Origin of the sequence: Streptomyces sp. KPB2 (genome assembly GCF_003950055.1) — a bacterium.
GTDB lineage: Bacteria > Actinomycetota > Actinomycetes > Streptomycetales > Streptomycetaceae > Streptomyces > Streptomyces salinarius.
On the sequence record NZ_CP034353.1, the window covers coordinates 4,392,597 to 4,414,303 of the forward strand.

Here is a 21,707-nt window from a genome sequence, read left to right on the forward strand (position 1 = left end):
GGCCGTGTACGTACGACGGTAGCCGTGCTGGGTCCCGCTCGGGCGCGGTGTTATGACTCGACATCAGGGAAACGCAACCTCAGCCGGTTGGCACGACGGGCGGGTGGGATGGGCGGGGAGGGACGGATGGGTGCCGGGCTATACGGCCATTCCGTACACGATGGTGAACAGCGTGCCGAGTGAGCCGATGATGAACACACCCGTCAGCCCCGCGATGATCAGGCCCTTGCCCTGCTCCGCGCTGAAGGTGTCCCGGAGCGCGGTGGCCCCGATGCGCTGCTTGGCGGCGCCCCAGATGGCGATGCCGAGGCAGAGCAGAATGGCGACGGCCATGACGACCTGGACCATCGTCTTCGCCTCGGTCCCCAGCGCACCGAAGGGGCCCCAGTCCGGAGCGATCCCCCCGATGATGGTGTTGATGTCTCCCTCGTCGGCCGCAAAGAGCATGTAAGTCACCGCCCCTGTTGGGTAGTTCCGCGCCCTCTGCGGGCGTGCAGAGGTCAAGCCTCATTGTCGCCGACGATGAGGCCTTGGCATGTCGCCTTGGCGTCATTGTTTGGCGGGTTTTATGCGAACAGCTTGCCACCGTCCGGCGTCGGCTGGTCAGTCGGCGCCGAGACGGCTTCTGGTGGTCGTATCGTCACTCTGTGTATCACGGCGGGGCATGGCTGGCAACGATGTGTAAGCGAAACCTGTGATGCGGTTCGATCGTTAGGCCCTGATTCGGTGTCAGAGGTCAGATGCCGTCCCGGGCTTCGGCGCTACGCGGCCGGTGCCGCCAGGCGGAAGCCCACGCCGATCGCCGCGAGGTCCGCCTCGTAGGCGCCGTGGCGGCGGGCGCACCGGGCCAGGTCCCGGTCGTGGCGGAACGCGCCGCCCCGGGTGATGTGCCGGTCGAAGGCCCAGTCCTCGGTGCGCGGCACCTCCTCGGGTGCGCCGGGGTAGGGGGCGTAGAGGGTGGACGTCCACTCGTCGGCGTTGCCCGCCATGTCCAGCACCCCGAAGGGGCCGGCTCCGTCCGGGAACGAGCCGACCGGCGTCGTGGTGCCGATGCCGAGGTCCACCAGATTGGCCAGACCGGTGCGGTACTCCTCGCCCCACGGGAACTCCCGGGCGTCGTCACCCCGGGCGGCGCGTTCCCACTCGTCCTCCGTGGGCAGCCGTACGGCCAGGCCGCCGAGCCGCTCCCCGATCCACCGGCAGTAGTCCGTCGCCGCCTCCCAGGTGACGCCGATGACCGGGTGGTCCGACGGCGACGGACTCGGGAGCGGTCGGTCGGTGGCCGCCGCGTAGCGGGTCCACTGGCCGACCGTGACCGGTGTGCGGGCGATCCGGAAGGCGGGGACGTGGATCTCCGCGCGCGGTGTCTCCTTCAGGTACCACTCCAGAGGCACGCCGGTGTCCGCGTAGTGGCGGGCCACGGCCCCCACCTCGTCCACCGGCGTGCCCCGACGCAGTAACCCGGCCGGGATGTCGACCCAGTCCACCTGCTCCACCTGCATGGCTCCTCCTCGACTCGTGCGAACGAACCACATGATCACGCCGGTGGATGTGGACTCGCCTCGGCCTGCGGACCCATCTCGGGAGCGACCTTGGGACCAGGCCGCCTGCGCGCAGGCCGACGGTGCCTACGAGGCGAAGTGGTCGAACTCCTCCGCGCGCACGCCGCGCACGAAGGTCTCCCACTTGTGGTGATCGGTCGTGACGGCGGTCCCCGGCGTGCCGGTGGCGTGCACCCGGACGATGCCGCCGTCGGACGTGGCGACGGTGACCTCCGTGGCCGACGGCCGGCTGTCCGACTTCAACGCGGTGAGCAGGGCGCCGAAGGTGGTGGGGGTGACGGTGAGTATGGAACCGGTGGGGTCGCCGCTTTCGGTCAGATGGACGGCGCCGGGGGTTGCGGCGACGTGTATGCAGGAGTCGCCCTCGCCGCAGAACGACGACTTCTGCCACGTGTACTCGACCATGCTCGATCCCTTCACAGGCGTTGACTGGCGCGATGGATGAGGTCCCGTGAGTCCGCCGGTGAGAGCGCCTTGGCTTCGGTGCGGTCCAGCAGCACTCGGTACTTGTCGAGCTGGGCCGCGGCGTGCAGGAACACGGGGCCGTGGGACTGGTCCAGGTGGACGGTGTCCAACTGCTGCACTGGACCGGCGGAGTAGAAGATCGACTGTCCGGAGCCCGGGAAGCCTCCGGCGGAGAACGGGATGACCCTGATGGTGACGTTGTCCCGCTCGCTCATTTCGACGAGGTGCTGAAGCTGGCGGCGCGCGATCGTCGGACCTCCGAACTGCATCAGCAGTGCGGCTTCGTGGATCAGCGCGAGGTAGGGGGCCGGTGCGTCGCGGAAGATGACGGTCTGGCGCTTGATGCGGAACGACACGCGGTGCTCGATGTCGGGCGGTGTGAGGTCCGGTACGACGTGGTGGAAGAGCTCGCGGGCGTGGTCCGTCGTCTGCAGCAGGCCGGGAATGTGCGCGGTAATGGCCGTGCGGAGACGGACCGCGTGGTGCTCGACCTCGGCCAGATCGAGCAGCGCGCCGGGGAGGATCTCCCGGTACTCCTCCCACCAGCCACGGGTACGTTCTGCCGTCATGGCGCAGAGGGCGTCGATGAGGGCGCGGTCCGAGCATTCGTAGTGACAGGCGAGGGCGCGGACGCGCTCCGCGCTCACGCCCATGCGGCCGGCCTCGGTGTTGCTGATCTGGTTCTGCTTCACGCCGAGCAGTTGACTGGCCTGAGTGGACGTCAGGCCTGCCCTTTCGCGCAGTTTTCGCAGCTCAGCGCCGAGTCGTAGCTGACGCCCGGTCGGGTTCGCTCTCACGGGCTCGCCGCCTCCTTGGCGCTTTGGTCACCCACACGAGTGGAAGCTAAGCCAGTTTCCGCTATCCGGCTAAGTACTTATCCGGTGGCGGCTACCTTACAACTGGCGCCCTCGCCCAGAAGCGCACCGGTCGACGGACCGGCATGCCACTGGGCACCCCGACCACCAGCCAACTACCCAAACCGACCGGAGACTTCCATGGCCACCGTAAACCCGTCCTGGGGTTACACCCTCCACCTCCCGCACGATCCACGCGCACCGGGGATCGCCCGCACAACCCTGCGTGCCACGCTGGCCGCCCACGGCCTCGGGGAGTTGACCCCGACCGCCGAACTGCTGGCCGCCGAGCTGCTCGCCAACGCCCACCTGCACACCACCGGCCCCTACGCCCTCCGCATCCTGTCGCGCGAGCCCGGGCGGCTGCGGGTGGGTGTGTGGGACGGGGACTGGCGGGTGCCGGCCGGGTTCCGGGAGGGCAGGCCCGGCGACGGCGACGTACCGCCGGGCGACGCCGAGGGTGGCCGGGGGCTGCACCTGGTGCGGGCCTGCGCGGACGCCGTGGGCGTGTCCGTACTGCGCGAGCTCGGCGCGTCGAAGGGCGGCAAGCTGCTGTGGGCCGAGTGCCGTCGCGACGACATGGCCGGGAAACGTCACTGAACGGCGTTCGCATGGGGGATGGTTGGACCATGCGCAAGATGTGGGTCGGTGCCGGTGCCGCGGTTGCCCTGGGGATGGGCTTCGTGATGCTGCTCGTCGTGGGGGTCTACCTCGTCGCCGGGAATCTGACCGGCGGGGCGGGCGGCGGGGCCAAGAAGCTCGCCAAGGGAAGCGTGCCCGCGGCGTACCAGCCGATCGTGCAGAAGTGGGGGAACCTCTGCCCCGCCATCAACCCGGCGCTGCTCGCGGCCCAGTTGTACCAGGAGAGCGGGTTCAACCCGAAGGCGCGGAGCGCGGCGGCGGCGCAGGGGATAGCGCAGTTCATCCCCGGGACGTGGGCCACCCACGGCATCGACGGGGACGGGGACGGGGACCGCGACGTGTGGGACCCGGCGGACGCGATCCCGTCGGCGGCGTCGTACGACTGCTCCCTCGCCTCGTACGTGAAGGACGTGCCCGGCGATCCGACCGAGAACATGCTGGCCTCCTACAACGCGGGGGCCTATGCGGTGATCAAGTACCAGGGCGTGCCGCCGTACAAGGAGACGCAGAACTACGTCAAGGTCATCACGACGCTCGAGAAGAGCTTCGCCGCGCCCACCGGCCGGGTCGACCCGTCCGAGCAGGCCGCCGGGGCGATCGCCTTCGCGCAGAAGAAGCTCGGGACGCCGTATCTGTGGGGCGGGAACGGGACCGCCGACCAGGGTGGGCGGTTCGACTGCTCGGGGCTGACCAAGGCCGCCTACGAGAGTGTGGGGATCGAGCTGCCCCGGGTCGCCAACGACCAGTACAACGCGGGGCCGCACCCCCGGCGGGAGGAGTTGCTCCCCGGGGACCTGGTGTTCTTCTCGGACGACCTCACCAACTCGCGGGCCATCCGGCACGTGGGGATCTACGTGGGCGGCGGATACATGATCGACGCGCCGCGGACGGGGGCCGTGATCCGGTTCGACCCGATCGACACGCCCGACTACTTCGGGGCCACCCGGGTCACCGAAGATGGCGCGAAAGCGTTGCCCACCACGGTGTGAATGGGAGGGTTTGAACCCAGCGTGAAACCCTGCCCTGAGCTGCGGAGACGTGTCTCTCTTCGATAACGTCTGCGTGATCATTCAGTGGAGTGTGGAACGTATCAATGGGGACCGTGCGTTCCTGTTGACGTGAGCTGACCACGGGGGTGGCAGAAGAGGCGCGCGCTCGGTGCGTCTCAGGACATGACGAAGGGGCCGCAGCACCATGGCTGGACTCGCCGAATCCGGGTCGAACCCCGACGTCGAGCTGCTCTACGACATCAACGGCCTGGCCAAGGACGCGCCGCACTGGTTCGACCGGGTCATGGAGTTCGTCGGCGAGTACGGACTGCTGTTCGCGATCGTGCTGCTGGTGCTGTGGTGCTGGTGGGGCGTGCGCCGGCGGGGCGGTGAGGACGCGGCGTCGAACGTGGCGGCCCTGGTCTGGGCGCCGCTCGCGGCCGGAGTCGCCGTACTCGTCAACGTGCCGATACGGGGCTTCGTCGAGCGGCCCCGGCCCTTCAAGTCCCATGACGGACTCGAGGTGTTGGTGGAGGGGAAGAACGACTTCTCCTTCGTGAGCGATCACGCCACGCTCTGCATGGCCCTGGCCGTCGCGCTGTTCGTCGCCAACCGGAAGTTCGGGATCGCCGCCATCGTGCTGGCGCTCTTCGGCGGCTTCGCCCGCGTCTACATGGGCGTGCACTACCCGACGGACGTCGTGGGCGGGTTCGCCCTCGGTACGGCGGTCGCGCTGCTGCTGTCGCCGGTGGCCATGGCGCTGCTGACGCCGCTGACCCGGGCCGTCGAGCGCTCGCCCCGGGTGGGGTGGCTGGTCAGCGCGCGAGGACGGTCGGGTGCCGCCGGACGCGGTGCCGTGATTCCGGGCGCGCGCGAGAAGAGCGGCGCCGAGACGTCGGGCGAGCGGGATCTCGCCGCCTGACGCTCACCGCTCGACGGTCACAGTGCCTGCGGGTAGGTGAAGACGCGGTCCGGGTCGTACTGGTGCTTCAGGCGCGCCAGGCGCGGGGCCGCGTCTCCGTAGTAGGCCTTCCGCCAGTCCGTCAGATCCGGGTCCGTGTAGTTCTGGTAGGCGGCGCCCGAGGCGTACGGCCGCATCGCGCCGTAGGCGGAATTCAGCCAGGACTGCGGCGCCCTTCCGCTCGTGCCCGGCCGCCACGAGACGAGGTACTGGGCCAGCATCCGGGAGCGCCGGTGCACGAACGCGGTGGCCGTCGGGGAGACGCGGTTCACCGCCCCGCCGAGCGCCGTGAACGCGATGCTGCCGGCGCCGCCGCGCACCTTCGGGAGCTGCGCGAGCAGGGCCTTGATGCCGGCGGGCGGGATCGAGCGGTCGTAGAAGTCCGAGCGGGCCGCGTACGTCTCGCGGCCCAGCGAGCCCTCCGGGGAGTGGCCGGGCGCCGAGCCCGGGAGGTGGCAGCGGGCGTCGGTCGAGAAGGACGAGCAGCCCGCGTACATCTCCATCGACGCCTCGTACGTACGGCGCTTGAGGGAGACGTGGCTCGCGGACGAACCGATGCGGTCGGCGAGGCGGTCGACGGCGTTCTGGAGTTCGCCGTAGGTGCCGAGGGAGAAGGCCGAGACCGACAGGGTGGGGGTGTGGCCGGGAGCGGCGGCGAGGTGGAGGGAGGACCAGATCTCGTCGGGCTGGTCGGGGCCCCACTCCTGCCAGGCGCGGACGGCCGCGGCCGCCTTCGACCAGGGCCAGGTCATGTACGCCGATACGGCTCTGGGGGCGGGGTGGGTGCGGAAGTGGAACTCCGTGACGATGCCGAAGTTTCCGTTGCCCGCGCCGCGCAGGGCCCAGAAGAGGTCCTTGTGGTCGCCTGACGCGTCGGCGGTGATCTCCTTGCCGTCGGCCGTGATCAGGGTGGCCCGGGTGAGGCTGTCGCAGGTCAGGCCGTAGGCGCGGGAGACGACGCCGTGGCCGCCGCCGAGGGTGAGGCCGGAGATGCCGACGGTGGGGCAGGAGCCGGCCGGGACGGTCACGCCCTTCGCGGCGAGGGCGCGGTAGACGTCGATCAGCTTGGCGCCGGCGCCGATGACCGCCTCGCCGGCGGCGGCGCGGACGCGGTTCAGTTTCGAGACGTCGATGATCAGGCGGCCGTTGCCGGAGGACCAACCCGCGTAGGAGTGGCCGCCGTTGCGGATCGCCACGGGGATGTGGTGGGCGCGGGCGTAGGAGAGGGCGGTGCGGATGTCGTCGGGGTGGGCGGCGTAGGCGACGGCGGTGGGCTTCAGGGTGTCGAAGCGGGTGTTGTAGAGCTGGTGGGCCGATTTCCAGGCGGGGTCGCCCGGGCGGACGAGGTGGCCGTCGAGGGACTTGGCGAGGGCGGTCCAGGTGGCGGGGGCCTTGGGGGCGGGGGTTTTGGGGGTGGGGGTGGCGCCGTTGCCGACATGGGATGTGCGGGTGGTTGTGGCCCGAGTCGCTTTGGAGTCGGTGCCTGTGGACGGGTCCTTGCCCGTGCAGGCGGTTGTGGTTGCCGCCAGGGCGGTGGCTGTGGTGGTGGTCAGGAATGTGCGCCGGTGCATGTCGCCTCCGCGTCCCGTGTCCCGTGGGGGGTCTTGGGAGGAGACGGGGGTGTGGGGGGTGGGGTTCCCTGGGCGTCGGCTGTACAGGTGTACGGCGTGGGTGCCGGGCGGGGGTGGGGACGCGGGCCGGCGCTGGCCGGGTGCCGCTGCGCCCACCCGTGCCGCCCCAGCGGCACGACTGCCCGCAGCGACGGCGGCGTGGCGGCTGCCTGCAGCTACGTCGTGGTGTGGGAATCGGCGTCTGTGCGGGCCTGGCTTCTGGCTCTTCTGGCCGGGCCGCGCCAGCCGCAGGTGCAGCGGGCCAGGCAGAAGCGGCCTTGTTCGACCGTTGTCGTGAGGTGTTCCGGGGCGTCCCCGGGGGCTTCGAGACCGTCCTGCTGCGCCACGCCCACAACGTTACCGGGGTCGCCTGCCCCTCGTTAAGCGGGACGGCAGGGGGTCCGGAACGGGCGTGAGGCTGGGACAGCAGGTGGCGATGGTCGGGCGGGAGCGGGAGCTGCGGAGTTGGCGGACGGGCGGCGGTCTCGCCCTCGCCGGGGGTCTGGTCTGCGTCGGTCTGGCCGCTGCCGGGTGTTCCGGTGCCGGGGAGGGGGCCTCCGTCCAGGGCGCCGGCGGGGGTGATCCGGTCGCCGTGCTGCACCGGGCCGCCGACCGCCTGGTGGCCGCCGGGAGCGCCAAGGCCCGTACCGCGATGCAGATGGCCAGCGGTGGGACGCGGGTCACCATCCGGGGCGAGGGCGTGTACGACTTCGAGGAGCGGCTCGGGCAGCTGAAGGTGCGGCTGCCGCAGGACCCGGCGGGGTCGAGCGAGCACCGGCCGATCACCGAGCTGCTCGCGCCGGGGGCGTTGTTCATGAAGAACCGGGGGGCCGGCGTCCCCGACGACAAGTGGGTGCGCGTGGACACCGACTCGCTGTCCGACGGGAACTTGGTGACCGGCGGGGCGACGGACCCGTTCGCCGCCGCCGAGGTGCTGCGCGGGACGCGGACGGCGACGTACGTGGGGCGCACCGAGCTGGCCGGGACCGAGGTGCGGCACTACCGGGGGACCGCCGATCTCGCGCGGGCCGCGCGCGGTGCCTCGGAGGGCAACAAGAAGGCGCTGGCGGCGGCGGCCGAGGGGTTCGCCACCGCCGAGGTGCCGTTCGACGCCTACCTCGACGACGAGGGCCGGATCCGCAAGGTCCGGCACCGCTTCAGCTTCTCCAACGGGCGCCAGGACGGCACCGGCACCGTGGACGTCGCCTCGACGACGCTGCTCTACGACTTTGGTGCCGCCGTCCGCGTACGGCTGCCCGAGGACCGGGACATCTACGCCGGCAAGATCGCCGCGGAGCCGGGCGACCCGGCGGCCGACGGCAAGAACTAGCCCTTCCGTGCCATGCGCGGTGTGTAGGCCGCTCCCTACTCTAGGAAGTCGGTGACGGCAGAGACGAGGTGACGGGTGTGGCTCCGGTCGGCGGTACGGCGGTTCAGGACCACGTGGCCCTCGCCGAGATCGAGCTGTGCGGCGACCTGATCATCGCGGCGTCGGCCGCCCGGGAGCGGCTCAGCCTCGAGAGCATCGACGAGGTGCTGCGCGTCGCCGAGGAGCGCTCACGTCCGCAGTAGGCGGCCGATGGCCTTCGTCGCCTCTTCCACCTTGGCGTCGATCTCGTTGCCGCCCTTGAGGGCCGCGTCGGCGACGCAGTGGCGCAGGTGCTCCTCCAGCAGCTGCAGCGCGAAGGACTGCAGGGCCTTGGTGGAGGCGGAGACCTGGGTCAGTATGTCGATGCAGTAGACGTCCTCGTCGACCATCCGCTGCAGGCCCCGGATCTGGCCCTCGATGCGGCGCAGGCGTTTGAGGTGCTCGTCCTTCTGCTTGTGGTACCCGTGCACCCCGCGGTCGTGGTCGGTCACGATGTCCGTGCCGTCCGTCTCGACCTGCTGCACCGCCTGGTCCGCGGCGGGGGAGGGCGCACCCGCGCCGGCCTGGGTGGTGGTCATCGCGTCCTCCAATAACGGACATATACCCCTGGTGGGTATATGGTAACGAACTTTCCCGGGTAGGGAGCCCTTGCCGGAGCGGCCGACGTCGCCCCCCTGCTCATCACTCTGCCCGATGGGCGACACTGGGGGACGGCCCGTTAGCAGTGGCCGGATGATGCGCCTAGCATCAGCCTGACCGAAACCGATGCACCCCGAGGACCCCACGTGCGCTTTCGTCTGACCCCCAGGGAGACGAGCTTCTACGACATGTTCGCCGCTTCCGCGGACAACATCGTCACGGGCTCCAAGCTCCTGATGGAACTGCTCGGGGCGGACGCATCCGCCCGGGCCGAGATCGCAGAGCGTATGCGGGCCGCCGAACACGCGGGTGACGACGCCACGCACGCGATCTTCCATCAGCTGAACTCCTCGTTCATCACGCCCTTCGACCGCGAGGACATCTACAACCTCGCCTCGTCCCTCGACGACATCATGGACTTCATGGAGGAGGCCGTCGACCTGGTCGTCCTCTACAACATCGAGGAACTGCCCAAGGGCGTCGAGCAGCAGATCGAGGTGCTGGCGCGGGCCGCCGAGCTGACCGCCGAGGCCATGCCGAACCTGCGCACGATGGACAACCTCACCGAGTACTGGATCGAGGTCAACCGGCTGGAGAACCAGGCCGACCAGATCCACCGCAAGCTGCTCGCCCACCTCTTCAACGGCAAGTACGAGGCCATCGAGGTGCTCAAGCTGAAGCAGATCGTGGACGTGCTGGAGGAAGCGGCCGACGCGTTCGAGCACGTGGCGAACACGGTGGAGACCATCGCCGTCAAGGAGTCCTGAGCCGTTCATGGACACCTTCGCTCTGGTCGTGACCATCGGGGTCGCGCTCTTCTTCACGTACACCAACGGCTTCCACGATTCGGCCAACGCGATCGCCACCTCGGTGTCGACCCGCGCGCTGACGCCCCGCGCGGCGCTCGCCATGGCCGCGGTCATGAACCTGGCCGGCGCGTTCATGGGATCCGGGGTCGCCAAGACCGTCAGTGAGGGGGTGATCGAGACCCCCGAGGGCTCGAAGGGGATGGGGATCCTCTTCGCGGCGCTGGTCGGCGCCATCGTGTGGAACCTGATCACCTGGTACTTCGGCCTGCCGTCCTCGTCCTCGCACGCGCTGTTCGGCGGCATGGTCGGCGCGGCGCTGGCCGGGAGCACGACCGTGTACTGGCACGGGGTCGTCGACAAGATCGTCGTCCCGATGTTCGTGTCACCGGTCGTCGGTCTGATCGCCGGTTACCTGGTGATGACCGTCATCATGTGGATCTTCCGGCGGACCAACCCGCACAAGGCGAAGCGCGGCTTCCGTATCGCGCAGACCGTGTCGGCGGCGGGCATGGCGCTGGGCCACGGTCTGCAGGACGCGCAGAAGACGATGGGCATCGTGGTGATGGCGCTGGTCATCGCCGACGTCGAGGACTACGGCGACCCGATCCCGGTGTGGGTGAAGCTCGCCTGTGCGCTGATGCTGTCCGCGGGCACCTACGCCGGTGGCTGGCGGATCATGCGGACGCTGGGGCGGAAGATCATCGAGCTGGACCCGCCGCAGGGCTTCGCCGCGGAGACGACGGGCGCCTCGATCATGTTCGGGTCGGCGTTCATCTTCCACGCGCCGATCTCCACGACGCACGTGATCACCTCCGCGATCATGGGTGTGGGGGCCACGAAGCGGGTCAACGCCGTGCGGTGGGGGGTCGCGAAGAACATCATCATGGGGTGGTTCATCACGATGCCGGCCGCCGCGGTGGTGGCCGCGGTGTCGTTCTGGATCGTGAACCTGGCGTTCCTCTAGCGAGGCGCCGCACGGCATGTGAGAGGGCCCGCCCCCGGTTTCGGGGGCGGGCCCTTGTGCTCCTCGCGGTGGCACCGCCATGCAGCACCGCGAGGGGATGGGGAGGGCGGATCAGCCGAAGCGGCCCGAGATGTAGTCCTCCGTGGCCTGGACCGACGGGTTGGAGAAGATGCGCTCCGTCTCGTCGATCTCGATCAGCTTGCCGGGCTGGCCGACCGCCGCCAGGTTGAAGAACGCCGTACGGTCCGAGACGCGCGCCGCCTGCTGCATGTTGTGCGTCACGATGACGATCGTGAAGCGCTCCTTCAGCTCGCCGATCAGGTCCTCGATCGCCAGGGTGGAGATCGGGTCCAGGGCGGAGCAGGGCTCGTCCATGAGCAGGACGTTCGGCTCGACCGCGATCGCCCGGGCGATGCACAGGCGCTGCTGCTGGCCGCCGGAGAGGCCGGAGCCCGGCTTGTTCAGGCGGTCCTTGACCTCGTTCCAGAGGTTGGCGCCGCGCAGGGACTTCTCGACGATGCCGTCCATCTCGGACTTCTTGTACTTGCCGTTCAGGCGCAGGCCCGCCGCCACGTTGTCGTAGACCGACATCGTCGGGAACGGGTTCGGGCGCTGGAAGACCATGCCGACCTCGCGGCGCACGGCCACCGGGTCGATGCCGGCGCCGTAGAGGTTCTCGTCGTCCAGCATGACCTTGCCGTCGACGCGGCCGCCGGGGGTGACCTCGTGCATGCGGTTGAGCGTGCGCAGGAAGGTGGACTTGCCGCAGCCGGAGGGGCCGATGAAGGCCGTCACGGAGCGGGGCTCGACGGTCATCGAGATGTCCTCGATGGCCAGGAAGGAGCCGTAGTAGGCGTTGAGGCCGCTGACATCTATGCGCTTGGCCATGGGTATCACTGCTTCTTTCGGTCCGAGTCGCTGACTGTTCGTGCGTCGGTCGCGTCAGCGACCCGTCTTCGGGGCCTTCCAGCGGGCGATGCCGCGGGCCGCGAGGTTGAGGATCATGATGAAGGCGATCAGCGTCAGGGCCGCCGCCCAGGCACGGTCGTAGGCCGCGTCGGAGCCCGCGCCGTACTGCAGGTAGATGTACATCGGCAGCGACTCCTGCGGGTCCTGGAAGGGGTTCGCGTTGATGAAGTCGGTGCCCCAGACCAACAGCAGCACGGGGGCCGTCTCGCCGGTGATGCGGGCGACGGCCAGCATGACGCCGGTGACGATGCCGCCGACCGAGGTCGGCAGGACCACCTTGAGGATCGTGCGCCACTTCGGCACGCCCAGGGCGAGGGACGCCTCGCGCAGCTCGTTCGGGACGAGCTTGAGCATCTCCTCGGTGGAGCGGACGACGACCGGGATCATCAGGATGCACAGGGCGAAGGAGCCGGCGACGCCGGACGGACCCATGTCCAGGATCAGGACCCACAGGCTGAGCACGAAGAGGCCCGCGACGATCGACGGGATGCCCGTCATGACGTCCACGAAGAAGGTGACGGCCTTGGCGAGCCGGCCCCGGCCGTACTCGACCAGGTAGATCGCGGTGAGCACGCCGATCGGCACGGAGAACAGCGTGGCCAGGCCGACCTGCTCCAGGGTGCCGAGGATGGCGTGGTAGATGCCGCCGCCGGGCTCGCTGTCGGCGACCACGCCCATCGAGTGGGTGAGGAAGTAGCCGTCGAGGACCTTCACGCCCTGCTTCACGGTCTCCCAGATCAGGGAGAGCAGCGGGATCAGCGCCATCAGGAAGGCGACCCACACCATGCTGGTCGCGACCCGGTCCTTGGCCTGCCGCCCGCCCTCGACGCGCGCCGAGATGCCGTACGAACCGGCGACGAAGAGGACCGCGGCGATCAGGGCCCACTGGATGCTGCTGTTCAGCCCGGCGGCCGTGCTGATGCCGAGGCCGGCGACGACCGAGCCGGCCGCGACCGCCCACGGGAACCACTTGGGCAGCGTGGCGGCGCGCAGGGAGCTGCGGTTCTTGGGGGCGGGGGTCAGGGTTGCGTGGCTCATGCGTTGGCCCCCGAGTACTCCTTGCGGCGGGCGATGATCATGCGGGCGCCGCCGTTGACCAGCAGGGTGATGACGAAGAGGACCAGACCGGAGGCGATCAGGGCGTCGCGGCCCATCTGGGTGGCCTCGTTGAACTTGCTCGCGATGTTCTGGGCGAAGGTGCCGCCGCCCGGGTCGAGCAGGCTCGGGGTGATGTCGAAGGTCGGGGAGAGCACCATCGCCACGGCCATCGTCTCGCCGAGCGCGCGCCCGAGGCCGAGCATCGAGGCGGAGATGACGCCGGAGCGGCCGAAGGGCAGCACCGACATCCGGATGACCTCCCAGCGCGTGGCGCCGAGGGCCAGGGCGGCCTCCTCGTGCATGCGCGGGACCTGCCGGAAGACCTCACGGCTGACGTTGGTGATGATCGGCAGGATCATGATCGCGAGCAGGATGCCCACGGTGAACAGCGAGCGTCCCGCGCCGCCGTTCCACTCGAGGATCCCGGTCCAGCCGAGGTACTGGTCCAGCCAGCCGTAGAGGCCGTCCAGGTTCGGCACCAGGACGAGGGCGCCCCACAGGCCGTAGACGATCGAGGGCACGGCGGCGAGCAGGTCGATCACGTAGCCGATGAGGCCGCCGAGCTTGCGCGGCGCGTAGTGCGTGATGAACAGCGCGATGCCGACCGAGACCGGGACGGCGATGGCCATGGCGATGATCGACGACACGATGGTGCCGTAGGCCAGGACCGCGATGCCGAACTCCGGCGGGGAACCGGTCGGGTTCCATTCGAAGCTGGTGAAGAAGTTCGCCTCGTCCTCGCTGATGGCGAGCCAGGCGCGGTAGGAGAGGAAGGCCGCGATGGCGGCCATGATGACCAGCACGAGGATGCCGGACCCGCGGGAGAGCCCGACGAAGATCCGGTCGCCGGGGCGGGTGACGCCCCGGGTGGCGCCGCTGTCCACGGACGCGGGCGGCTGGGACGTTGGGGAGGGGGCTGGCTTCTGGGTGTCCGTTGTCATGTCCATCGGGTTCTCCGGTCTGCGGAGCCGTCGTGGTCGGCGGCTCGGGCGGAGCCCCTCTCGGGGGCTCCTGGCGGCGGTGCACCGGACGGTGCGGCCCGGCCCCCGCGGGGACCGGACCGCACTCGGGTCAGCTCAGGCCCGAGATGGTCTCGCGGACCTTGGTGATGATCTCGGTGGGCATCGGGGCGTAGCCGGCGTCCGCCAGCAGGCCCTGGCCGTCCTCCGAGGCCATGTAGTTCAGGAAGGACTTGGTGGCGGGCAGGGTGTCCGCCTTGTTGCCCTTGTCGCAGGCGATCTCGTACGTCACCAGGACCAGCGGGTAGGCGCCGGCGGCGTCCGGGGTGTAGTCCAGCTCCAGGGCGAGGTCCTTGCCGGTGCCGACGACCTTGGCGGCGCCGATGGCGGCGGTCGCGTTCTCGACGGTGGCCTTGACCGGCTCGGCGGCCGCGGTCTTGACGTCGACGGTCTTGATGCCGTCCTTGGCGTAGGACAGCTCGAAGTACGAGATGGCGCCGGACGTCTGCTTGACCTGGCCGGCCAGGCCGGAGGAGCCCTGCGCGGACTGGCCGCCCTTGGCCTGCCAGGACTTGCCGCCCTCGTACGTCCAGTCGTCGGGCGCGGCGGCCTTCAGGTACTTGGTGAAGTTGTCCGTGGTGCCGGACTCGTCCGAGCGGTGGAAGGCCTGGATCTTCAGGTCGGGCAGCTTGGCGTCGGGGTTGAGCTTCTTGATCGCCTCGTCGTTCCAGTTGGTGATCTTGCTGTCGAAGATCTTCGCCATCGTCGGGGCGTCCAGCACGAGGTTGTCGACGCCCGGGACGTTGTAGCCGACCGCGATCGGGCCGCCGACCATCGGCAGGTCGATGGCCTGGCCGTCCTTGCAGACCTTCTTCGAGGCCTCGATCTCCTCGGGCTTCAGCGCCGAGTCCGAACCGGCGAACGCGGTCTGGCCCTGCGTGAAGGCGGTGATGCCGGCGCCGGAACCGGTCGGGTTGTAGTTGATCTGCACGCCCTTGCAGGCGGCGACGTACTGCTTCACCCAGGCGTCGATCGCGTTCTTCTGGGCGGAGGAGCCGGAGGCCTGGAGCTGGCCCTTGGCGTCGTCGCACTTGATGTTGCTGTTGGAGGCGGCCTGGCTGGCGTCGCCGCCGCTGCTGTTGCCGCCGGTGTCGTCGGAGCCGCACGCCGTGAGGGCCAGGGCGCCGGAGACGGCGAGAGCACCGAGAGCGAGGGCCCGCCGGTTCATGCGCTGAAGCTTCACTTGAGGGAGTTCCTTCCAGGAGCCGCCGTCCTGAATTCGGCGGCGTGCGAGGAGTGGTAAGGCCGAAATTAGGCAGATGAGATGAAGGCGCCGAAGGGCGTAAATGAACGCCGGGTGAACCCCTGAGGACGGTGCGGTGAGGTCACGGAACGCTTACGTCGAGGACACGGGCCGGTTCCGGGGTCGGTCCGGGGACTCGTTCACGGAGTGGTTCGGTGGCCGGTTCCGGGCGGGCACGTCGCGAGGAGGGCGTCGACGAGGGTTCGGTCCCGGGGCTGGGTGAGGCGGGCGCGAGCCGCTCCCGGGGGCAGCCACAGGATGCGGTCGACCTCGTCGGACGGGACGAAGGCGCCGGTGCCGGCCGCCGCGGCCCAGTAGCGGACCTCCTTGGGGCGGCCGTTCGCGAGGTAGCGCACGGTGGGCAGCTCGACGCCCGGTACGGCGGCGTATCCCGTCTCCTCGGCGACCTCGCGCAGGGCGCCCGCGAGCGGGTCCTCGCCCGGCTTCAGCTTGCCCTTCGGGTGCGACCAGTCGTCGTACTTCGGACGGTGCACGAGGCACAGCTCCGGGCCGGAGGGGGCGGTCGGCGGCGCGGGGCGCCACAGGACGCAGCCCGCCGCGCGGACGGTGGTGTCGTCGGCTGCGGGGCTCACGGCGCGCTCACACCTCCCGTGGTCCTGCGGCGGTGCCGGGGGCCGGCTCCTGCGGGCAGTTTGTACGGTTGCTCCTGCGGGCTGCTTCTGCGGGCCGCTCCCGCGGGCCGTTTCTACGGCAGCCTGATCGGTTCCTTGCGCCAGCTGTGCTGGAACGCGTACCTCGCCGCCTCCACCTCATGCCGCTGGTCGGCGTGGAGCACGCCGAGCGCGTACGCCGTCGCCGGGGCGATGCGCGGGGTGCGGGCGGCCTGGGCGGCGGCCGCGGCGGCCTCCGAGGCGTCGCGGTGGCGGTCCAGGGCCTCACCGGCCGCGAGGAGGCGTACGTCGACCACGTCCCCCGGGTCCCCGGCGTCCGCGGCATCCGCGCCGGCCAGTGCCTCCAGGGCGTACCGGTGCAGGCGCAGCAGCAGGCGGACCTGGTGCCACGGGGCGTCCTGGGGGTGCGGGGCGGGGTCCGGCGAGAGTCCGTGGACCAGTGCCTGGGCGTTGTAGGGACTGCCCGCGGCGACCAGGGGCAGGGCGGTCACGGCGTCGGCGAGGCGCTCCTCGGCGGCGGCGGCCAGCGGGCGCAGGTCACAGGGCGTGGTCTCGGGGGCGGTGGCGCCGCGGTTCGGGCGGGCGGTGACGCGCAGCGGGACCTCGCTGGCCAGTAAGGCGACTTTGTCCGCCACGGCGTGGAAGCGGCTGCTGCCCAGCGCCTGGAGGGCGGTGGAGTGCGCCCGGGTACGGGCCAGGGTCAGCTGCCGGTCGAGCAGCGCGCCCGCCTTGGCCGCGCCCACGGTGAGGCTGCCGCGGTCCGGGGAGGCGGGACGGGCGGGGGCGGGTACGCCGGTCGGCACGGTGGCGGTGGTGGCGGTGCTGGTGGCGGTGGTAGCGGCAGTGGTCCGGCCCACCGGGCGCGGGGCCGGGAACGCCGACGAGCCGGAGAGCCGGTGCAGGGCTTGGAGCAGCCGTTCCAGACGGGACGCGTACGCGTGCTCCAGGGCCAGCGTGCCGGACAGCCAGGCCAGCTCGGGGCGCATCTCCTCGGCCCAGCTCGCGTCCAGGAGCGGCTGGAAGGTGTGCAGGGTGCCGCTGATGCGGCGGGCCGCACGGCGCAGGGCACGGACCGCGTCCACGTCGTCGGCCGGCGGAGCCGTACGGCCCGGGCCGCCCGCTCCCGGGCCCGACGCTCCCGCTCCCGCCCCGGACTCGCGGTGCCGGCGCAGGGCGCGCAGGAACTCCGTGGCCTGGGCGCGCAGGTAGTCCGCGAGGGCATTGGCGTCCGCGCCCCCACCGGCTCCGGTGCGGGCGCGACCCGAGGTCGTACCGGTTCCGGTGTGGGCGCCGCCCGAGGTCGTACCGGTTCCGGCGTGCGTGTTGCCCGAGGTCGTGTCCGCCCCGGCGTGTGCGCCTGCGTCGCCCGTATCCGCCCCGGCATGTGTGCTGCCTGTACCGGTTCTGGTGTGCGCGCTGCCCGGCGTCGTGCCCGCCCCGGCGTGTGCGCCTGCGTCGCCCGTATCCGCCCCGGCATGTGTGCTGCCCGTACCGGCTCCGGTGTGCGAGCTGCCCGGCGTCGTGTCCGTCCCGGCGTGGGCGCTCGTGCCGCCCGTACCCGCTCCGGCGTGCGGGTTGCCCGAGGTCGTGGACGCACCCGCGTGTGCGCTGCCTGCGCCCGTACGGGTCCCGATCTGCGTGCTGTCCGAGCCCGTCTCCGCCACGGCGGGTGAGTCGTCCGGGTCCAGACCGGCCCGGGCGTCCGGGGCCGCGTCCCGGTCGGGGCCCGTTTCCCTGTGTGCGCCCGCCGTACGGGGCGGTCCGGCGGTCGCCGTGGGGTTCGTCGGGTGATCCGTCGGGTGATCCGTCGGGTCAAGGTGTCGCTGTGCCACGCCGGCGCCTCCGGGCGTCTATGAGCATCTCCTGGATGTTGCGCAGGGGCTGGCCGTCCGCGTCGGTCGAATGCCGGGTCCACTCGCCGTCCGGGCCGAGGTGCCAGGAGGCGGTGGTGTCGGACATGCCGTTCTCGAGGAGCCGGTTCAGGGCCGCCCGGTGGGCCGGGTCGGTGACCCGGACCAGGGCCTCTATCCGGCGGTCGAGGTTGCGGTGCATCATGTCGGCGCTGCCGAGCCACACCTCGGGCTCGCCGCCGTTGCCGAAGGCGAAGACGCGCGAGTGCTCCAGGAAGCGGCCGAGGACCGAGCGGACCCGGATGTTCTCCGAGAGGCCCGGCACCCCGGGGCGCAGCGCGCAGATGCCGCGCACCCACACGTCGACCGGCACACCGGCCTGGGACGCGCGGTAGCAGGCGTCGACCACGGCCTCGTCGACCATTGAGTTGACCTTGATGCGGACGTAGGCGGGACGCCCCGCGCGGTGGTGCTGGATCTCCTTGTGGATGCGGGAGACCAGGCCGTCGCGCAGCGACTTGGGCGCGACGAGCAGGCGGCGGTAGGTCTCGCGCCGGGAGTAGCCGGAGAGGCGGTTGAACAGGTCGGAGAGGTCCGCGCCGACCTGCGGGTCCGAGGTGAGCAGGCCCAGGTCCTCGTAGAGGCGGGCCGTCTTCGGGTGGTAGTTGCCGGTGCCGACGTGGCTGTACCGGCGCAGCGTCTCGCCCTCCTGCCGTACGACCAGGGAGAGCTTGCAGTGGGTCTTCAGGCCCACCAGGCCGTAGACGACGTGGCAGCCGGACTCCTCCAGCTTGCGGGCCCACTTGATGTTGGCGGACTCGTCGAAGCGGGCCTTGATCTCCACCAGGACGAGGACCTGCTTGCCGGACTCGGCCGCCTCGATGAGCGCGTCGACTATGGGGGAGTCGCCGGAGGTCCGGTACAGCGTCTGCTTGATCGCGAGGACGTCCGGGTCGGTGGCGGCCTGCTCCAGGAAGGCCTGCACGGAGGTGGAGAAGGAGTCGTACGGGTGGTGGAGCAGGACGTCCTTGGTGCGCAGGGCGGCGAAGATGTCCGGCGCGGACGCGGACTCGACCTCGGCGAGGTCGCGGTGGGTGCCGGCGACGAACTTCGGGTACTTCAGCTCGGGCCGGTCCAGGCTGTGGATGCGGAAAAGACCGGTGAGGTCCAGCGGGCCGGGCAGCGGGTAGACCTCCGCCTCGCCGATCTTCAGCTCGCGGACGAGGAGGTCGAGCACCTCGCGGTCGACCGACTCCTCGACCTCCAGGCGGACGGGCGGGCCCAGGCGCCGCCGCATCAGCTCCTTCTCCAGGGCCTGGAGCAGGTTCTCCGCGTCGTCCTCCTCCACCTCCAGGTCCTCGTTGCGGGTGAGGCGGAAGGTGTGGTGCTCCAGCACCTCCATGCCCGGGAACAGCTCCTCCAGGTGGGCCGCGATCACGTCCTCGACGGGGACGTAGCGGCCCGGGGAGGCCTCCAGGAAGCGGGAGAGCAGCGGCGGGACCTTGACGCGGGCGAAGTGGCGGTGGCCCGTGACGGGGTTGCGGACGACGACCGCGAGGTTGAGGGAGAGGCCCGAGATGTACGGGAAGGGGTGCGCCGGATCCACCGCGAGGGGGGTGAGGACCGGGAAGATGCGGTGCCGGAAGAGGGTGAACAGGCGGGCCTGCTCCTTCTCGGCCAGCTCGTTCCAGCGGACCAGGTGGATGCCCTCGTCGGCGAGGGCCGGGGCGACGTCCTCGTGGAAGCAGGCGGCGTGCCGGGCCATCAGCTCGCGCGAGCGGGCCCAGATCATGTCGAGGACCTCGCGGGGCTGGAGGCCGGAGGCGGAGCGGGTGGCGACGCCGGTCGCGATGCGGCGCTTGAGGCCGGCGACGCGGACCATGAAGAACTCGTCCAGGTTGCTGGCGAAGATCGCGAGGAAGTTGGCCCGCTCCAGCAGCGGCGTGCTCGGGTCCTCGGCCAGTTCGAGAACACGTTCGTTGAACGCGAGCCAGCTGCGCTCGCGGTCCAGGAAACGGCCCTGCGGGAGCCGGGCGCCGCCGTCCTGGGACTCCTCCGACTCCTCGTACGCGTCGAGGTCGGCGTCGATGTCCGGCTCCAGGCCGGAGACCGTGGCGGCCACGGTGTCCGGGCGGTGCGCCGCGATGGAGCCCACGGACGGCTGCGGGTGCTGCGCCTGCTGCGGGTGCGCGTGCGGCGTGTGCTGCGTGGGCTGGACCTCTGCCTGGGTGTTCGGCTGCCTCATGAACCCATTCTTCCGCGCCGCGCGCCGGTCAGGCGCGTCGGAAGGCACGGAAGGCCCGGAGGACCTGAAGGGCCCGGAAGGCTGCGGCTCGGTCGGCTTCATTCGGTGAGCCTCGCAAGGCTGTCTGAATCAATGGTTACGGGGACATGACGTGCGGGATAGCTACGGGCCTCCGGTACCCGCCTCGATACTCGCTTCGACACGCGGCTCGACACCTCCCTTGACAGCCGCCTCGACAGCCGCCTCGACAAGGGCCCCGACAAGGGCCCCGATACGCGCCTCCGATCGGGCCTCCGCGGCATCCGGCGAACTCCCCTGAGATCGTGTGAACCGATCGGGCGGGCCCGTGCGATGAGGAGATGTGAGCGAAACGAGAAGCGACGGGGAGCTGCTGCGGGCCGTCGCGGCGGATGCCGACCGGCGCGCCTTCGAGGAGCTGTACCGCCGGTACGCGCCCTGGCTGACCGCCCGGATGCGCGGCCGCTGCGCCGACCCCGCCGTGGTCGACGACGTGGTGCAGGAGACCTTCCTCGCGGTGTGGCGCGGCAGCGCCCGCTATCGGGAGGACGGGGACGTGGCCGGGTGGCTGTGGCGGATCGGTTCGCGGCGGCTGATCGACGTGCTGCGCGGCGACGGCGCGCGCGGGCGGCTGCGGCAGGCGCTGGCCCGCCTGCGGCACCGGGACGAGGTCTCGGCGGAGGAGCGCGTCCTCGCCGGGGTCGAGCACGGGGACCTCGCCGGCGCGCTCATAAGGCTCTCGCCGGAGCTGCGCGCGGTGCTCCAGGCCACCGTCGTCGACGGGCTGACCACCCGTGAGGCGGCCGTCCTGCTCGGCATCCCGCCGGGCACGGTCAAGACGCGGGCGTTGCGGGCCCGCCGGCAGCTGCGGGAGGCGCTGGCATGACGATCGAGGACAGCCGACGCGGGGACGCCTGGCATGTGGACGAGGACGACCTGCGGGCCTATGCCCGGGGTGAGTTGGCGGCGCCCGCGCTCTGGTCCGCCGACGCCCACCTGACCGCCTGCGCCACCTGCCGGGGCACCCTCGCCGCGGTGAGCGACACCGCGGCGCTGGACGCGGGCTGGGAACGGCTCGACGCCGAGCTGGACGCCCCCCGGCCGGGCCGGTTCGAGCGGCTGCTCGTGCGGTGCGGCGTGGGCGACGGCACGGCGCGGCTGCTCGCGGCCACCCCCGTCCTGCGCCGGTCCTGGTTCGGCGCGCTCGCCGCCGTGCTGCTCGTGACCTTCCTCGTGGCCGTCGCGGCTGGCGCCGCCGACCGGCCCACGCTGTTCCTGGCCTGCGCCCCGCTGCTGCCGCTGGTCTCGGTGGCGCTCGCCTATGGGCCCGCGCTCGACCCGACGCACGAGATGGCCGTCGTCTCGCCGATGCACGGCTTCCGGCTGCTGATGATCCGCACGGTCGCCGTGCTCGTTGTGGCGCTCGGGGTGGGCGGCCTGGCCAGCCTAGCGCTGCCCGGGTTCGGGCCGGCCGCCCTGGCCTGGCTGCTGCCCGGGCTCGCCCTCGCCACGACCGGGCTCGCGCTGGCCCCCCGGCTGGGGCCGGTGACCGCGCCCTCCGTGCTCGTGGTCGCCTGGGCCCTCGTGCTGCTGGCCGCCGACGCGGCGCGCGGGGCCGGGGAGGGCACGCTCGCACCGTTCACCGCGGCCGGGCAGGGCGTCTCCGGGCTCGTGGCGGCGCTGGGCGCCGGGCTGCTCTTCCTGTTCCGCGACCGGTTCGACGTCTTCGCGCGCGGCCCCGCGTGAGCTTCGCCGACCCCTCCTCCTTC

At 71.2% G+C, this 21,707-nt stretch carries 22 protein-coding genes; 9 read left to right on the plus strand and 13 right to left on the minus strand.

What is annotated here, in order from left to right; all coding sequences use genetic code 11:
• Positions 1-138: 138 nt before the first annotated feature.
• From D1J63_RS19595 to D1J63_RS19610, 4 genes are all read right to left on the minus strand, one after another.
• Positions 139-447 carry a membrane protein gene (locus tag D1J63_RS19595; RefSeq protein WP_003974839.1) on the minus strand — a complete coding sequence of 103 codons (309 nt, stop codon included), beginning with the start codon at positions 445-447 and terminating at the stop codon, positions 139-141.
• A gap of 314 nt (positions 448-761) precedes the next feature.
• Positions 762-1,502 carry an SUMF1/EgtB/PvdO family nonheme iron enzyme gene (locus D1J63_RS19600; protein WP_125630339.1) on the minus strand — a complete coding sequence of 247 codons (741 nt, stop codon included), beginning with the start codon at positions 1,500-1,502 and terminating at the stop codon, positions 762-764.
• A gap of 126 nt (positions 1,503-1,628) precedes the next feature.
• Positions 1,629-1,967, minus strand: a complete 339-nt coding sequence (locus D1J63_RS19605) for a DUF397 domain-containing protein (RefSeq protein ID WP_125630341.1) — start codon at positions 1,965-1,967, stop codon at positions 1,629-1,631.
• A gap of 11 nt (positions 1,968-1,978) precedes the next feature.
• A complete protein-coding gene (locus D1J63_RS19610) occupies positions 1,979-2,824 on the minus strand; it encodes a helix-turn-helix transcriptional regulator (protein WP_125630343.1) in 846 nt (281 codons plus the stop codon).
• A gap of 198 nt (positions 2,825-3,022) precedes the next feature.
• Between D1J63_RS19610 and D1J63_RS19615 the strand changes: the two genes are divergently transcribed.
• From D1J63_RS19615 to D1J63_RS19625, 3 genes are all read left to right on the plus strand, one after another.
• On the plus strand, positions 3,023-3,481 hold the full coding sequence (locus D1J63_RS19615; protein WP_125630345.1) for an ATP-binding protein: 459 nt from the start codon (positions 3,023-3,025) through the stop codon (positions 3,479-3,481).
• Between the two features lie 11 nt (positions 3,482-3,492).
• Positions 3,493-4,512 (plus strand): bifunctional lytic transglycosylase/C40 family peptidase, encoded by a 1,020-nt coding sequence (locus tag D1J63_RS19620; RefSeq protein WP_125630347.1) that lies wholly within the window; start codon positions 3,493-3,495, stop codon positions 4,510-4,512.
• A 205-nt stretch (positions 4,513-4,717) separates the two neighbouring features.
• Positions 4,718-5,434: a phosphatase PAP2 family protein gene (locus D1J63_RS19625; RefSeq protein ID WP_125630349.1), complete on the plus strand. Its 717-nt coding sequence runs from the start codon at positions 4,718-4,720 to the stop codon at positions 5,432-5,434.
• A gap of 17 nt (positions 5,435-5,451) precedes the next feature.
• On the opposite strand, the gene D1J63_RS19630 is transcribed toward D1J63_RS19625, so the two are convergent.
• Positions 5,452-7,044, minus strand: a complete 1,593-nt coding sequence (locus D1J63_RS19630; protein ID WP_125630351.1) for an FAD-binding oxidoreductase — start codon at positions 7,042-7,044, stop codon at positions 5,452-5,454.
• 475 nt (positions 7,045-7,519) lie between these two features.
• Between D1J63_RS19630 and D1J63_RS19635 the strand changes: the two genes are divergently transcribed.
• Positions 7,520-8,413, plus strand: a complete 894-nt coding sequence (locus D1J63_RS19635; RefSeq protein ID WP_125635612.1) for a hypothetical protein — start codon at positions 7,520-7,522, stop codon at positions 8,411-8,413.
• Between the two features lie 77 nt (positions 8,414-8,490).
• Positions 8,491-8,655, plus strand: coding sequence for a hypothetical protein (locus D1J63_RS36755; RefSeq protein WP_164419508.1), 165 nt, complete (start codon positions 8,491-8,493; stop codon positions 8,653-8,655).
• On the opposite strand, the gene D1J63_RS19640 is transcribed toward D1J63_RS36755, so the two are convergent.
• Entirely contained in the window at positions 8,641-9,030 is a 390-nt protein-coding gene (locus D1J63_RS19640) for a metal-sensitive transcriptional regulator (protein WP_125630354.1), read from the minus strand. The two genes, D1J63_RS36755 and D1J63_RS19640, sit on opposite strands and share 15 nt — an antisense overlap.
• A 207-nt stretch (positions 9,031-9,237) precedes the next feature.
• Between D1J63_RS19640 and D1J63_RS19645 the strand changes: the two genes are divergently transcribed.
• Together D1J63_RS19645 and pitH are read left to right on the plus strand one after the other, a co-directional pair.
• A complete protein-coding gene (locus tag D1J63_RS19645) occupies positions 9,238-9,858 on the plus strand; it encodes a DUF47 family protein (RefSeq protein ID WP_030403626.1) in 621 nt (206 codons plus the stop codon).
• A 7-nt stretch (positions 9,859-9,865) separates the two neighbouring features.
• Positions 9,866-10,864 carry a low-affinity phosphate transporter PitH gene (pitH, locus tag D1J63_RS19650; protein WP_102932440.1) on the plus strand — a complete coding sequence of 333 codons (999 nt, stop codon included), beginning with the start codon at positions 9,866-9,868 and terminating at the stop codon, positions 10,862-10,864.
• 111 nt (positions 10,865-10,975) lie between these two features.
• Here the strand turns inward: pitH and pstB are convergent, their stop codons facing one another.
• The 7 genes from pstB to D1J63_RS19685 form a co-directional block, all read right to left on the minus strand.
• Entirely contained in the window at positions 10,976-11,752 is a 777-nt protein-coding gene (gene pstB, locus D1J63_RS19655; protein WP_007451062.1) for a phosphate ABC transporter ATP-binding protein PstB, read from the minus strand.
• Positions 11,753-11,806: 54 nt separating this feature from the next.
• Entirely contained in the window at positions 11,807-12,871 is a 1,065-nt protein-coding gene (gene pstA, locus D1J63_RS19660) for a phosphate ABC transporter permease PstA (RefSeq protein ID WP_102932439.1), read from the minus strand.
• Positions 12,868-13,878, minus strand: coding sequence for a phosphate ABC transporter permease subunit PstC (gene pstC / locus D1J63_RS19665; RefSeq protein ID WP_125630356.1), 1,011 nt, complete (start codon positions 13,876-13,878; stop codon positions 12,868-12,870). The genes pstA and pstC overlap by 4 nt, the downstream gene beginning before the upstream one ends.
• A gap of 124 nt (positions 13,879-14,002) precedes the next feature.
• The gene (gene pstS, locus D1J63_RS19670; RefSeq protein WP_176154753.1) at positions 14,003-15,133 is read right to left on the minus strand and encodes a phosphate ABC transporter substrate-binding protein PstS; all 1,131 of its coding nucleotides are present in this window, start codon (positions 15,131-15,133) and stop codon (positions 14,003-14,005) included.
• A 200-nt stretch (positions 15,134-15,333) separates the two neighbouring features.
• The gene (locus D1J63_RS19675) at positions 15,334-15,786 is read right to left on the minus strand and encodes an NUDIX hydrolase (protein ID WP_125630358.1); all 453 of its coding nucleotides are present in this window, start codon (positions 15,784-15,786) and stop codon (positions 15,334-15,336) included.
• Positions 15,787-15,899: 113 nt separating this feature from the next.
• The gene (locus D1J63_RS19680) at positions 15,900-17,030 is read right to left on the minus strand and encodes a CHAD domain-containing protein (protein WP_125635616.1); all 1,131 of its coding nucleotides are present in this window, start codon (positions 17,028-17,030) and stop codon (positions 15,900-15,902) included.
• Positions 17,031-17,637: 607 nt separating this feature from the next.
• Positions 17,638-20,022 (minus strand): RNA degradosome polyphosphate kinase, encoded by a 2,385-nt coding sequence (locus tag D1J63_RS19685; RefSeq protein WP_125630360.1) that lies wholly within the window; start codon positions 20,020-20,022, stop codon positions 17,638-17,640.
• Positions 20,023-20,281: 259 nt separating this feature from the next.
• Between D1J63_RS19685 and D1J63_RS19690 the strand changes: the two genes are divergently transcribed.
• Both D1J63_RS19690 and D1J63_RS19695 read left to right on the plus strand, forming a co-directional pair.
• Positions 20,282-20,824, plus strand: coding sequence for an RNA polymerase sigma factor (locus tag D1J63_RS19690; protein ID WP_125630362.1), 543 nt, complete (start codon positions 20,282-20,284; stop codon positions 20,822-20,824).
• On the plus strand, positions 20,821-21,684 hold the full coding sequence (locus tag D1J63_RS19695) for a zf-HC2 domain-containing protein (protein ID WP_125630364.1): 864 nt from the start codon (positions 20,821-20,823) through the stop codon (positions 21,682-21,684). Before D1J63_RS19690 ends, D1J63_RS19695 begins: the two co-directional genes overlap by 4 nt.
• Positions 21,685-21,707 lie beyond the last annotated feature (23 nt).

What these genes read in the sequence shown, in the direction of transcription:
- D1J63_RS19595 (WP_003974839.1), bottom strand. Translation starts at nt 447, where the DNA reads ATGCTCTTTGCGGCCGACGAGGGAGACATCAACACCATCATCGGGGGG.
- D1J63_RS19600 (WP_125630339.1), bottom strand. Translation starts at nt 1,502, where the DNA reads ATGCAGGTGGAGCAGGTGGACTGGGTCGACATCCCGGCCGGGTTACTG.
- D1J63_RS19605 (WP_125630341.1), bottom strand. Translation starts at nt 1,967, where the DNA reads ATGGTCGAGTACACGTGGCAGAAGTCGTCGTTCTGCGGCGAGGGCGAC.
- D1J63_RS19615 (WP_125630345.1), top strand. Translation starts at nt 3,023, where the DNA reads ATGGCCACCGTAAACCCGTCCTGGGGTTACACCCTCCACCTCCCGCAC.
- D1J63_RS19620 (WP_125630347.1), top strand. Translation starts at nt 3,493, where the DNA reads ATGGGGGATGGTTGGACCATGCGCAAGATGTGGGTCGGTGCCGGTGCC.
- D1J63_RS19625 (WP_125630349.1), top strand. Translation starts at nt 4,718, where the DNA reads ATGGCTGGACTCGCCGAATCCGGGTCGAACCCCGACGTCGAGCTGCTC.
- D1J63_RS19630 (WP_125630351.1), bottom strand. Translation starts at nt 7,044, where the DNA reads ATGCACCGGCGCACATTCCTGACCACCACCACAGCCACCGCCCTGGCG.
- D1J63_RS19635 (WP_125635612.1), top strand. Translation starts at nt 7,520, where the DNA reads ATGGTCGGGCGGGAGCGGGAGCTGCGGAGTTGGCGGACGGGCGGCGGT.
- D1J63_RS19640 (WP_125630354.1), bottom strand. Translation starts at nt 9,030, where the DNA reads ATGACCACCACCCAGGCCGGCGCGGGTGCGCCCTCCCCCGCCGCGGAC.
- pitH (WP_102932440.1), top strand. Translation starts at nt 9,866, where the DNA reads ATGGACACCTTCGCTCTGGTCGTGACCATCGGGGTCGCGCTCTTCTTC.
- pstB (WP_007451062.1), bottom strand. Translation starts at nt 11,752, where the DNA reads ATGGCCAAGCGCATAGATGTCAGCGGCCTCAACGCCTACTACGGCTCC.
- pstA (WP_102932439.1), bottom strand. Translation starts at nt 12,871, where the DNA reads ATGAGCCACGCAACCCTGACCCCCGCCCCCAAGAACCGCAGCTCCCTG.
- pstC (WP_125630356.1), bottom strand. Translation starts at nt 13,878, where the DNA reads ATGGACATGACAACGGACACCCAGAAGCCAGCCCCCTCCCCAACGTCC.
- D1J63_RS19685 (WP_125630360.1), bottom strand. Translation starts at nt 20,022, where the DNA reads ATGAAGCCGACCGAGCCGCAGCCTTCCGGGCCCTTCAGGTCCTCCGGG.
- D1J63_RS19695 (WP_125630364.1), top strand. Translation starts at nt 20,821, where the DNA reads ATGACGATCGAGGACAGCCGACGCGGGGACGCCTGGCATGTGGACGAG.